6 protein-coding genes are annotated in these 12,542 nt (G+C 64.8%); 3 read left to right on the forward strand and 3 right to left on the reverse strand.

Going from position 1 to position 12,542, the window contains the following annotated elements:
• The first annotated feature begins 100 nt into the window (after positions 1-100).
• Both VGO12_RS29750 and VGO12_RS29755 read left to right on the forward strand, forming a co-directional pair.
• A complete protein-coding gene (locus tag VGO12_RS29750) occupies positions 101-6,916 on the forward strand; it encodes an autotransporter domain-containing protein (protein ID WP_327516340.1) in 6,816 nt (2,271 codons plus the stop codon).
• Between the two features lie 226 nt (positions 6,917-7,142).
• A complete protein-coding gene (locus VGO12_RS29755) occupies positions 7,143-7,805 on the forward strand; it encodes a sulfite oxidase-like oxidoreductase (RefSeq protein WP_327516341.1) in 663 nt (220 codons plus the stop codon).
• On the opposite strand, the gene VGO12_RS29760 is transcribed toward VGO12_RS29755, so the two are convergent.
• Together VGO12_RS29760 and VGO12_RS29765 are read right to left on the reverse strand one after the other, a co-directional pair.
• Positions 7,790-8,452, reverse strand: coding sequence for a helix-turn-helix domain-containing protein (locus VGO12_RS29760; RefSeq protein WP_327516342.1), 663 nt, complete (start codon positions 8,450-8,452; stop codon positions 7,790-7,792). The two genes, VGO12_RS29755 and VGO12_RS29760, sit on opposite strands and share 16 nt — an antisense overlap.
• Positions 8,437-9,906 (reverse strand): amidase, encoded by a 1,470-nt coding sequence (locus VGO12_RS29765; RefSeq protein ID WP_327516343.1) that lies wholly within the window; start codon positions 9,904-9,906, stop codon positions 8,437-8,439. The genes VGO12_RS29760 and VGO12_RS29765 overlap by 16 nt, the downstream gene beginning before the upstream one ends.
• Positions 9,907-10,390: 484 nt before the next feature.
• On the opposite strand from VGO12_RS29765, the gene VGO12_RS29770 reads away from it, so the two are divergent.
• A complete protein-coding gene (locus tag VGO12_RS29770; protein ID WP_327516344.1) occupies positions 10,391-11,332 on the forward strand; it encodes a sterol desaturase family protein in 942 nt (313 codons plus the stop codon).
• A gap of 23 nt (positions 11,333-11,355) precedes the next feature.
• Here VGO12_RS29770 and VGO12_RS29775 read toward each other — a convergent pair whose 3' ends face one another.
• Positions 11,356-12,204 (reverse strand): LysR substrate-binding domain-containing protein, encoded by an 849-nt coding sequence (locus tag VGO12_RS29775; RefSeq protein ID WP_327516345.1) that lies wholly within the window; start codon positions 12,202-12,204, stop codon positions 11,356-11,358.
• Positions 12,205-12,542 lie beyond the last annotated feature (338 nt).

The following is a 12,542-nucleotide window of genomic DNA, read 5'->3' on the forward strand; positions in this document are numbered from 1 at the left end:
AATCAATTGTCAGAATCAGGGCTTGGCCGGGGGCTTTTACAGCGACGCGCTTCCGCTGCGTAGGCGTCGGCCTCTGCTCTTGAGCGGCACGGCGCTGTGGATGTTTGCCGCATCCGGTCTTGCGCTCGGCATGGTTGCTTCCGCACCGGTCGCGCAGGCGGGCGGAAAGGGCGGCAACGGCGGTGGCACGGTCAACAGCGGCGGTGGTGTCGACGGAAACCTGCAAGGTACGCCGGGCGCCACGTCGTTCGCTCTCGGCAACGGCGGCGGCGGCGGTGGGCCGGGCGCAGCCGGTGGTGCGGGCAGCCAGAGCGGCGCCGGGGTTGCCGGCAATGGCGGCGCCGGCGGCACGAGTGTCAGCCCGAACGGGACGTCGGGCAGCGCCGGCAGTGGCGGCGGTGCAGACTTTGGCGGTGGCGGCGGCGGGGGTGGCGGTGCGCACGGCAGCGTCGGCATTGCCGCCGGTCGCGGTGGTGACGGCGGCGCCTCGTCGAACGGCGACGGCGGCGGCGGCGGTGCCGGCGGCTACGGCCGGATTGTTGCCGCTGGCGGCACGGACACCATTAGCGGCTCCAATATCTCCGGCGGCGCCGGTGGACATGGCGGGGCCGGATCCGGCGGCATCGGACTGGGCGGCAGCGGCGGTGACGGCGGTGATGGCGCGGCACTCGTCAATGGTGGAACATTGACGGTGAATGCAGACGTCACGGGCGGCGCTGGTGGCAACGGCGGCGTCGGTGGCAGCTCGACGCGCGGTGGCGACGGCGGTCACGGCATCAGCGCGCTGAGCGGCGGTACGGTGATCGTCAACGGCAATGTCAGGGGCGGGTCGGGAGGGACCGGTAGCACCAACGGCGCCAGCGGAGCCGGGATCTTCGGACGAGATCTGGACATCACTCTCGGCGCGACAGGATCGCTCAACGGTGCCGGTGTCGGTGCGAACGCCATGATTTTCGATGGCGGCGTCAACACCTTCCGCTTCGTGACAGCGACCCCGGCTCTGTTCGGCAACGTTGCACTCAACAATTCCGCCGGCCTGACGATTGACCAGGCCGCCAACGGGCGGTTCACCAACGCGATTACGGGCAACGGTTCGCTGACCAAGACCGGCAGCGGCACGCTGACGCTCGAGGGGATGAACACCTATACCGGCGCGACGAGCATCGCGGCGGGCGGTACGCTCGCCCTCGTCGGCCAGGGCCGGATCAACGCCTCGAGCGGGTTGACGGCCAACGGCATCTTCGACGTCTCTGGTGCGGCCGCGCCGTCGGTCAACTCGCTTGTCGGTAACGGTCAGGTGGTGCTCGGCACCAAGTCACTGAGCATCAGCAACGCCACCGGCACGTTTTCCGGTGTTATCAGCGGCACGGGCAGCATTTCCGTCGGTGCCGGCACCCAGGTTCTGACCGGTCCCAACACCTTTTCCGGTCAGGCTGGGATCAATACCGGCGCGACGCTGCAGATCGGCGATGGCGGCGCGGGTGGCTCGCTCGTCTCGAACATTCTCAACAGCGGCGCAGTGGTCTTCAACAGTTCCAGCAATGCGACCTACGGCGGCTCGATCACCGGCAACGGAACGTTTTCGCAGGTGGGCAGCGGCACGCTGACGCTGACGGCCAACAACAGCACGGCCGGTGCGGTGACGATCGGCACGGGTAGCACGCTGCAGCTCGGCAATGGCGGCACCACCGGCTGGATCGGCGGGTCCAGCAATTTCCTCGGCCCGATCACCAACAACGGCACGCTCGTCTACAACCGCTCGAACGATATCAGCCATGCTGGCACGATCAGCGGAACCGGCACGATCACGCAGGCGGGAACGGGCAAGCTGACGCTGACGGGCAACAATTCGCTGTTCGCTGGCTCAACGTCGGTGACGTCGGGTACGGCGTACATCAACGGTCAGCTTGGCGGCAACGTCAGTGTCGGCAGCGGCGGTACGCTTGGCGGATCGGGCCGGATCGGCGGCGACGTCGCCGTTAACGGCACACTTGCTGCCGGCACCAGCCCGGGCACCCTGACGATTGGCGGTGACCTGACGCTCAATGCCGGCTCCACTTCGGTGTTCGAGCTGAACGCACGCGGCCTCGTCGGCAGTGCTGGCAACAACGATCTGGTGAAGGTCGGCGGCGACCTGACGCTCGGCGGCGTGCTGAATGCTCAGGTGGCGCAGGCCGGTTATTACCGGCTGTTCGATTATGCCGGTTCGCTCACGGGCATTTTTGCGACGACGACTGCCACATCGACGGCGCCGAGCTTCACGGTTGCCAGCCATCTGGTCGAGACAGGCATTGACAAGCAGGTCAATCTCTCCGTGCTCGGCACCGGCCAGACGATGCACTTCTGGGATGGCACCGACACGACCGGCATCAACGGTGTCAGTGGCGGCGCTGGCACCTGGTCTTCGACAGGGACCAACTGGACCGGCCCGGCGGCGCGTTCCGATATCAACGGCCGTTTCGGCGGATCGGTCGGCGTGTTTGCCGGTGCAAACGGCGGTGTTGTCACCGTCGACGGCACGCAGAGCTTCGATACGCTGCAGTTTTCTGCCACGACCGGTGGCACCGGTTACACCCTCAATGGCGGCGTGCTTGCCTTCAACCCGGCTAGCGGCACGGCGGCAACGATCAATGTCGATAGCGGCGTTTCAACCACGATCGGTTCGGTGCTGCAGGATGGCGGCACCGGTAGCGGGCTCACAAAGGCCGGCAACGGCACGCTGACGCTGACGGGCGTGAACACCTATACCGGCGCGACGACCATCAACGGGGGCGGTACGCTGGCCCTGTCCGGCGCAGGCAGCATCGCCACGTCGAGCGGCGTGATGGGTGACGGTACCTTCGACGTCTCCGCGGCGACAGCGGCGAATGTCAAGTCGCTGACCGGCGGCGGCCGGGTGGTGCTCGGCAGCAATAATTTGAACATCAACAACGCCACGGGCACGTTCTCGGGTGTGATCAGCGGTGCCGGCGGCGTCAGTATCGCGGCCGGCACGCAGGTTCTGACCGCCACCAGCAACTATACCGGCGCGACGACGGTTGCAGCGGGCGGTACGCTCTCGCTTTCCGGCCAGGGGAGGATCACCACTTCGAGCGGTCTGACGGCCAACGGCACGGTGGACGTCTCTGCAGCGGGCGCGCCGATTATCAATTCGCTTGTCGGCAGCGGTCAGGTGTTGCTGGGTGGCAAGACGCTGGTCATCAACAACGCCGCAGGTACGTTCTCCGGTGCGATCAACGGCACCGGCGGCGTTCTTGTCAGTGGCGGCACCCAGGTCCTTTCCGGCGCCAACACCTTTACCGGCACTGCGGTCACCAATACCGGCGCGACCTTGCAAATTGGCGACGGCGGTGCGGGTGGCTCGATCGTATCGGATATCAACAACCACGGCGCGTTGGTCTTCAATCGCGCCGGTAATTTGACCTATAGCGGGGAGATCAGCGGCGACGGTGCGGTCTCGCAGGTAGGCAACGGCACGCTGACGCTGACGACAGACCACAGCACGGCCGCCGCGGTCACGATCGGCACGGGCAGCACCTTGCAGCTCGGCAACGGCGGCACGACCGGCTGGATCGGCGGCACCGTCGGTTATCTCGGATCGATCGCCAACAACGGCGCGCTCGTCTATAACCGCTCGAACGATGTGACCTATGCCGGTGTGGTCTCGGGCAACGGCACACTGACCCAGGCAGGCACGGGCAAGCTGACGCTCACGGGCGACAATTCGCAGTTCAGCGGCGCGACGTCTGTGACGTCGGGTACGACCTACGTCAACGGCCAGCTTGGCGGCAACGTTAATGTCGGCACCGGTGGTACGCTCGGCGGATCGGGCGAAATCGGTGGCGACGTCACGGTCGATGGCACGCTCTCGGCCGGCAACAGCCCGGGCACGCTGACGATCGCCGGCGATCTGACGCTCGGCGCCGGCTCCACTTCGGTGTTCGAGCTGAACACGCCCGGCCTCGTCGGCAGCACGGACAACGATCTGGTGAAGGTCGGCGGCAACCTGACGCTCGGCGGTGCGCTGGACGCTCGGGTGGCGTCGGCGGGCTATTACCGGCTGTTCGAATATGACGGTTCGCTGTCGGGCAACTTTGCAACGACCACGGCGACATCGACGGCTCCTGGCTTCACGGTTGCCAGCCACCAGGTCCAGACCGGCATCGCCAAGCAGGTTAACCTGTCCGTGCTCGGCACCGGCCAGACGATGCAGTTCTGGGACGGTGCGGACACAACCGGCAACGGAGCGGTCAACGGCGGCGCCGGCACCTGGACGTCTGCCGGCACCAACTGGACCGGCGACCCGCTGAATGCCGGCGTCAACGGCAGCTTCGGTGGATCTGTCGGCGTGTTTGCCGGCGCCAGCGGCGGCACCGTCAATGTCGTCGGCACGCAGAGTTTCGACACGCTGCAGTTTTCCGCCACGACCGATGGCAGCGGCTACACCATCGTCGGCGGTGTGCTCGCCTTCAATCCGGCAAGCGGCACAGCGGCGACGATCAATGTCGGCAGCGACCTTTCAACCACGATCGGCTCGGTGCTGCAGAACGGCACGACCGGAACCGGCCTCAACAAGGTCGGCAACGGCACGCTGACCTTGACGGGCATGAACACCTATACCGGTGCGACCAGCATCGGTGCCGGCGGCACGCTTGCGCTGTCCGGCCAGGGGCGGATCAACGCCTCGAGCGGCCTGACGGCCAACGGCACCTTCGACGTTTCGGCGGCGGCCTCCGCACAGATCAAGTCGCTCGCCGGTAGCGGCCAGGTGGTGCTCGGCAGCAACACGCTGCTTATCAACAACGCCACGGGCACGTTCTCAGGTGCGATCACAGGCGCCGGCGGCATTTCCGTCAACGCCGGCACCCAGGTCCTGACCGGCACCAACACCTTTACCGGCGGTGCGGGCATCTCATCCGGCGCGACGCTGCAGATCGGCAATGGCGGTGCGGGCGGAAGCCTGGCATCCAGCGTCACCAATTTCGGTGCGCTCGTCTTCAACAGCTCGGGCAACTTGACCTACGGCGGTTCGATCACAGGTCCGGGCTCGTTCTCGCAGATCGGCACGGGCACCCTCACCCTGACGGCCGACAGCAGCACGCGCGGTGCGGTGACGATCGGCGCGGGCAGCACGCTGCAACTCGGCAATGGCGGCACCACCGGCTGGATCGGCGGCACCGGCAGCTTCGTCGGTTCGATCGCCAACAACGGCGCGCTCGTCTACAACCGCTCGAACGACGTGACCTATGCCGGCGCGGTCTCGGGCAACGGCACGCTGACCCAGGCAGGCAAGGGCAAGCTGACGCTCACGGGCGCAAACACCTTTACCGGTGCGACCGACATCACCTCGGGCGAGCTGATCGTCAATGGTTCGCTTGCGAACTCCAGCCTGACCACCATTCGGCGCGGCGCACGTCTCGGCGGCACCGGCACGCTCGGCAACACGACCGTCCAGGCGGGCGGCGTCCATGCGCCGGGCAATTCGATCGGGACGCAGACGATCATCGGCAATTACACCAACAACGGCGTTCTGCAGATCGAAGGCACACCCACGAGCACCGACAAGCTGATCGTATCGGGCAACGTCAATATCTCCGGCGCGACCCTTGATCTCCTGCTTTCACCCGCCACGGCGGCGAGCTGGAATCCGATCAACGGCCCGTTCATTCTCATCGACAAGACGAGTTCCGGCGCGATCACCGGCACCTTTGCGTCGATCGTCGATAACCTGGTGTTCCTCGATCCGACGGTCGACTATAGCGGCGGCGACGGAAACGACCTGTCGCTCAAGCTGACCCGCAACGACATCAGCTTTGCCAGCATCGGCCAGACCCGCAACCAGAAGGCCGCCAGCGCCGGTGTCGATGGGCTCGGCCTCGCCAACCCGATCTTCAATGCAGTGGCGTTTTCGGCAACGCCCGAGGCGGCGCGCAGGGCCTTCGATCTGCTTTCCGGCGAAGTGCACAGCTCGTTCCAGTCGATCCTGATCGAGGACAGCCGGTTCCTGCGCGATGCCGCAAACGATCGTCTGCGCACGGTGCTCGGCACGGTGGCGGCGAAGCAATCGAGCGAGATCACCGGCGCGATCGACAGCGGCGAACTTGCCCTCTGGAGCCAGGGTTTCGGTTCCTGGGGACGGATCGATGGTGACGGCAATGCCGCCAAGGCGGACCGCTCGATCGGCGGCTTCTTCGTCGGTGCCGACACGCAGGTGGACGAGTGGACCGTCGGCGCGCTTGCCGGCTACTCGCGTTCCTCGATGGACATCGACGCGCGGTTCTCTTCGGCAACCTCCGACAACTATCATCTGGGGCTCTATGCCGGCGGGCGCTGGGGCGATGCATCGCTCCGAACCGGCGCTGCGTTTAGCTGGCACGACATCGAGACGACGCGCTCCGTTTCCTTCCCCGGCTTCTCGGACAGCCTCAATGCCGACTATGACGCAGGGACAGGCCAGGTCTTCGGCGAGTTCGCCTATGCCTTCCAGGCCGGCGCAGTCGACCTGGAGCCCTTTGCCAACCTTGCCTATGTGCACCTCAACCGCGATGGCTTTGTCGAGCGGGGTGAGGCCGCCGCGCTCTTCGGCAAGGACGCGTCGCAGGACACGACGTTCACGACCCTCGGCCTGCGCGCGGCGTCCAGCTTCGACCTTGGCGGCGTGCTGGCGACAGCTCGCGGCACCGTCGGCTGGAGGCATGCCTTTGGCGACACGCTGCCGTTGTCCTCGAACGGGTTCTCTCCGGCGAGCACGTTCGTCATCGCCGGTGTGCCGATTGCCGAGAACGCAGCGCTGATCGAAGCCGGCCTCGATTTCGCCGTCGCACCGGAGGCGACCCTCGGCCTGACCTACACGGGTCAGTTCGGCGGCGGTGTCAGCGACCAGAGCGTCAAGGCCAATCTGAGAGTCAAGTTCTGATTGAACGCAGTCGATGCGAACAGCCGTCCGCCGGGGTCCTCCAAGGCCCCGGCGGGCGGCTGTTTCGCTTTCAGCGCTGGTTGGAGCAGCGAGCCCCAGTGCCGAGACCATGCGCTCGACGAGCCCCGGCGGTCCCTCAGCGCCGCGTATCGGTGCTTGACGTTCTGCCGTTGCGCGCCTCTTATTTCCGCTTGGCGTACGAATTCGGGCTGGGGAGTAAAGGGTCATGACCGACGAGACGCATCCGCCGGAAATCAAGTTGACCAAAACCAAGCGGCGCTGGGCCGCCGATGGCAAGTTCCTGACCGGCAGGATCACGCGGCCTGAACAAGAGCGCCTGCCGCCGGGGCAGCATCTCGTCAAGGACTGGCCGGTCCTCGATCTCGGTCAGCAGCCGGTGATCCGCCCGGAGACCTGGCGGCTGGATATCACCGGCCATATCGAACATCCCCTGTCGCTCGACTGGTCAGGCTTCAAGGCGCTGCCGCAGAGCGACCGTCTCTCCGACATGCATTGCGTCACCACCTGGTCGCGCTATGACAATCGCTGGCAGGGCGTGGCGACGCGCGACCTTCTCGATCAGGTGATGCCGAAACCCGAGGTGAGCCACGTGTTCCTGACGAGCTACGACGGTTACACCACCAACATGCCGCTGGCGGATTTCGCCGCCGAGGATGCGATCCTTGCGACCGACTGGGAGGGCCAGCCGATCAGCCGCACCCATGGCGGGCCGATGCGGCTGGTCGTCCCGCATCTTTACCTCTGGAAAAGCGCCAAGTGGTTGACGCGCATCGATTTTCGCGAAGGCGACATGGCCGGGTTCTGGGAACGCAACGGCTACCACATGCGCGGCGACCCGTGGCGCGAGGAGCGTTATTCGGACGATTGACCGGGGCCGGCGGTTGAAACGCCGCCTTGCTGCTGTTGCGGGTTCAGCAGCGACTGCAGCCCTGCAAGCTGGTAGCGCCAGAAGAGCGATATGGCCGCCTGAATGGACGCGGCGTCCCGATATTCGGCAAGCGTGTCGGCGATGGTGTCCATCGTCCGGGTGAAGGTTCGCGCGAGCATGAAGCGCAACAGGGGCGTGAGTGCCTCCGGGCCCTGACGTTCAGCCACGTAACGCGCGGCGAGCCGCAGCATCTCCCCGATCATCAGGCCCCTGACATGGGCGTAGCGTGTGCCTTCGGCGCCGCGAAGGAGGATCAGCACCACGTGTCGCTGCTCGATCCAGAAAGACAGCTGCGCGCGGGCGTGACTGGATCCGGCGGCGTCGGCTTCGAGCCAATTGCCGATCGACTGCAGTTCGCGCACCCGCGCCCGCAACAGGCGCAGCAGCTGGCCTGCAAGCGCCGGCGTCACGATCTCGTGGAAAAGCGCTTCCTTATCAGTGAAGTACTTGTAGATATTGCTTGTGCTTGTCCCCGCCAGCTCTGCCATGTCGGCAAGTTTTGCCTTCTCGAAGCCTTGCACGGCAAAGACTGCGGCCGCCGCTGCAAGCAGCCGTTCGCGCAATTCTTCCTTCAGGCGCTGAGGCATGACAGACCTTCTGCAAGTTCGCTCAAGCGAGGCAACCAGGGGGCAGCTTCTTCCAGCTGGAAGGCCAGCGAGAACAGCAGGGCGTCCTCACCCGTTGCCGCCGCGAAGTGGCATCCGACCGGCAAGCCATCCTCCGTCCAGTAAAGCGGCACCGACATCGCGGGCCACCCGGCGAAGGATGCGACATTGGTGAAGCCTGCGAGGCGTTGCGTGAAGGCGATGAGCTGATCCGGATCCTCCGTCGGACCTCTCTGGCAAAGGGGAAAGGCGGGAAAGGGTACGGTTGGCGAAAGAAGCACGTCATGGTCGACGATCGTGCGGTTCGCGGCCGCTTCACCCGCATGCATCGCCCGGATCGCCCCGGCGACGGCGGCCCCCGGCATGCGCCGGGCACGACGGACAAGCTCGACCGTGTAGGGCTCGAAAAGGGTCTCATCAAAGGCGGGGCCCATCATGGTCGCGACGTGATCGAACAGGCCGCTGAGAGCAATCCCGGTCAGCGCGAAAAAGGCATCGCTGGTGTCCTCGGCGTTGACACCCGGTCCGTCACATTCGACCACGTGGTGTCCCAGCGCCTCGCAGAGGGCGATGGCGGTGTTCAAGGCTTCCTCGGCCGGCGCCGTGACGCCATTTCCAAACGCGTCGCGACGGTAAACGCCGATGCGCAGGCGCCGCTTCAGCCCTTGCCTCAGGACATCGATTGCAGGAAGCGCGCGCTGCAGATTTTTTTTCTCGGTCACGGCAAGCCATGTCGCGCTGTCGCGCACCGACCGGCTGACGCAATGGTCGCTGATCAGCCGCGCCGTGGGCATCGTCGGCGGCAGACCGGCGGAAACGGTGCGGTCGCGGCTCGGCTTGAAGCCGAAAAGCCCCGAGAATGACGACGGCCCGCGGATCGAACCGCCGCCGTCGGAGGCGTGGGCGATCGGCACCATGCCGGAGGCGACAGCCGCGACCGCTCCGCCGGAAGAGCCGCCGGTCGAAAGGGTGGGGCTCCACGGATTTCTCGTCGGCCCATGGGCCAGCGTCTCGGTCGTCCCGAGCAGGCCGAATTCCGATGTCGTCGTTTTCCCAAGCACGATCAAGCCGGCGGCGTCGATCGCCGCCGCATAGTCCGATCCACCTTGGGCGGGTTGTCCCTTGAACATGCGCGAGCCGAAGCCTGTCGGGTGGCCGGGATAATTGAACAGATCCTTGACGAGGGTCGGGACACCGGCAAAGGGCATCGCAGCCTTCCGCTCGCTATCCCTTGCGCGTGCGCGGGCCAGATCGAAATCGACGGATGCCACGGCGTTGAGGTGCGGATTGAGCCGCTCGCCGCGCGTTATCGCGGCGTCAACGAGTTCGAGCGGCGAGATCTCGCCGGCTGAAACGAGCTGCGCCTGCGCGGTTGCGTCGAGGGTCAACAGGCTGCTTGTTTCGCGCGCCGAGGTCTTCCTGTCCTTAACGTCCATCGTCGGGCCTCCTTGACGTTGAAAAGAGAATTACAGATTCTTTTTTTACGATATCAAGGAAAGGTTGCGTCGCCGGATGCCCAGTTGCAGCCTCCTGCCTCCTGCAATGCTCGTGCAACCAACTCACCGCAAATCTCGTCGCAACGCTTCAAACGAGGAGGCTGTCGATGCGATTGGCCGTTTTGCCGATGTGGCTGGTGCTGTTTGGGGTGAGCCCAGCCCGTGCCGATGATCAAGGACTGTGGATTGCGGACAATCCGCAGCCGAGCGTCCGACAGCTGTACGATCCCTGTCGTGATGGTCGGATAAGTGATGGTGAGCCGCATAGCTGCGCTGAAATAAGACGCAGACATATGCGGGAACGTTGGGGCGCCTGGTCCGAGCCGGATAATCGTGCGTCCGTGGAGGCGTGCTCCGACGGACGGGTCAGCGACGGCCGTCCGCGGACATGTCGCGAACTGCTTGAATGGATGGAGCATCGTTGATGGTTGCAGACGGCAAGAGCGGCAATGGGGGAAGGGGAAACACGCTGAAACGGGTACTGGAAGGAACAGCCTGGCCGCTGGTGTTTTTCTGCGGGCTGCTGGGTTCGTCTTTTGCGTTTTCGAGCGCGCATCCCGTGAGCGTCTTTGCGGGCGTGTATGCCGTTGCGGTGCTCGTTCTGTTTTTCCTCGAGCGTTACATACCCTATGAAAAAAGCTGGCTTGTTTCCGATGGCGAGACGGTGAACGATATCGGACACACGCTTGCGACAAAGGGATTGTTGCAACTGGCCGGCCTGGTCGCCGTTGTCTTTCCAATGTACGCGGCCAACATCCTGCAGCCGCTCGCGGCCCTGAAGTTCGGGCTCTGGCCTTCGGATTGGCCGATGCTGCTGCAGGTCGCGCTCGCCGTCATCATCGCCGAATTCGGCCTCTACTGGTCGCATCGCATCGCCCATGAAAAGCTGTTCTTCTGGCGCTTTCACGCCCTGCACCACAGCGTCACCCGACTTTGGGTCATCAACACCGGCCGGTTTCACGTCGCCGATTCGCTGTTCAAGGTGGTGATGAGCCAGATCCCGCTCTACTGCCTCGGCGCGCCGCTACCGGTCTTCTGGTGGCTTGGCGCGGTCACGGCCTTTATCGGCATCCTCACCCATTGCAATGTCGACATGCGCACCGGCGTCTTCGACTTCGTCTTCAGCACGCCGAGGCTCCACCGCTGGCACCATTCGAAGGATCTTCGCGAAGGCAACATGAATTACGGCGAGAACGTCGTCGTCTGGGATCTCCTGTTCGGGACCTACTACAATCCGGACCGTAGGTCCTCCACGGACATCGGCATCAAGGGCCAGATCGCCAAGGGCTTCCTGCGGCAGCTGACCCAGCCTTTCACCAAACAAGGGGTTCGCGAAATCCTCGGACGCACCAACCGAGGCTCGTGACAGCAATGGCATGCGGAAAACTGCTAGATTTCGGCCAGTCCCCATTGTTCGAGCCACAGGCAAAAGCCCTCGGGCGCCCCGGTCGCACCCCGCCTTGTGATTTCATAGGCGCCGACAACGGGTGATACCGAGGGGAGAAGGGCGATCAGCTGGCCGCTTCGCAATTCCCGTTCGATGAAGGCGGGGCTTGCCTGGGCGATGCCGAGGCCGGAAATGCAGGCGTCGATCGCCGCTTCGTCGGTGTCGAAGCAGATGCTTCCGCCTTTCGGCGAAAAACCGGTGCCCGCCGCTTCGCACCAGCGTCTCCATGACCAGGCGTCGGCGGTGTCGAGCAGGATCGGCAATCCCAGGATATCGCCGGGCCCGATCCCGTTTTCCGATCTCGAGAAGAAGCGCGGCGAGCAGACAGCGACGGTTCTGTCGACCAGAAAGGCTGAGCCATGGTCGTCCGCATCGCCGCAGCGACGGTAGGAAATGGTGATATCGGCCGCCTCGCCGGCTCCGAGTGCCAGCGACTGGATGACGAGATCTTCGCTCGGATGCTCCTGACGGTAGGAGCCGATGCGCGGGATCAGCCATCGCCGCGCAAGGGTTATCGGCGCCTGGATAACCAGCCGGGATCGCTGCGGCCCGATGGCGCGGGCGCCCGTCTCAAGCGTTGCAAGCGCGCCGTTCACATGAGTCAGGAATTGTCGGCCGGCGGTGGTGAGCGTGATGGCGTTGTGGGTCCGGTGAAACAGGGCCGTCCCGAGCGCGTCCTCGAGCGCCTTGATCTGGCGGCTGACGGCGCCCGGCGTCAGGTGCATTTCGTTGGCCGCCAGCGTCAGGCTGCCAGTGCGGGCTGCTGCGGAAAAGGCTGGCAGAACGCTCAAGGGCGGCAGTTTGGGACGTTTGGATTGCGAATTTTTCATGCCGGTTTGAGAACCTTTCGCTTGCAAATAACTTGAGCATAAATATCAACAATCCTCCATATTGGAAGGCGAAACCGCCGTCATCGGGAGGTTTGTTCATGGCTGTCGAGAGATTTTTCCGACCGGTGACGCGTGGTCGCGGTGTCCGGTCGTGGCGGTCACTGCGCCATCGGGCGTGCACGGTCTTCAATCAGAACGATACGGTTTACCGCGCCGAAATTTGCGTCCAGCCAATCCACCTCTTCATCGCCCAAGGAGCTCCCATGTCTCGCCCACTCATACCAACGGCGCGTCGCCGG

The sequence above is a fragment of the Ensifer sp. genome, assembly GCF_035999135.1.
Classification (GTDB): Bacteria; Pseudomonadota; Alphaproteobacteria; order Rhizobiales; family Rhizobiaceae; genus Ensifer.